Annotated in this window: 1 protein-coding gene; it reads left to right on the forward strand. The window is 37.3% G+C overall.

Annotated elements, in window-relative coordinates; all coding sequences use genetic code 11:
- On the forward strand, positions 1-691 hold a 691-nt coding region (locus RV14_RS11710), incomplete at its 3' end, for a hypothetical protein (protein WP_245785514.1).

Raw genomic sequence — 691 nt, forward strand, 5'->3', positions numbered from 1 at the left:
ATGCCCTCCATGTCTTTAACGTTTACTGACTCCAAGCGACGCTTTCCGAAAAAAATCAAACAAATCATAGAAGAAACGCAACAACGGTTTCAAGCAATTGATGAACGCTTGGTCTTAGAACATTTTGATCATTTCATTGATTACGATCCCGAGGTCTTCCCACACTTAGCTCCGCTTTACTGGGATCCACGAGTACCCAATCATCCGATGGAACACTTTGTTTATTATGAGTATGTGTTGCGATTTAATGGACATTCACACTACTATATCACTCCCTATAACGAAGAGATGAGTGATTATTTTTTAACAGAAAAAGATTCTTACTGGGAACGACTAGAAGAAATTAATGATACATTATTAGAGATTATTCATGATTATCAAATCCAAAATCTTGCCTATTGGAAAGACCTTTACTCTGAAAAAAAGTTTCAAGAAGAAGTTGAAACGATTAAAAAAAGAACTTCACACATGGTTAAAAAGCCAAGCGTTCGAGCATTATCTTTTGTTGATCCGAAACAACGTGCCCCTGAATTTGTCAAAAAAACGACGGATTGGATGGTAAAAGAATTACAGGAGTTAGACCCGCATTTGACGCTTACACATGATGAGGCTTTTATTGATTTTGGACCAGAGGAAGGGAAATTTTTAGCGGAATGTCCGTATGATCCTGAAGAAGATGATCCAGATGATG

It is taken from the genome of Enterococcus ratti (assembly GCF_001886195.1).
Lineage (GTDB): Bacteria > Bacillota > Bacilli > Lactobacillales > Enterococcaceae > Enterococcus_B > Enterococcus_B ratti.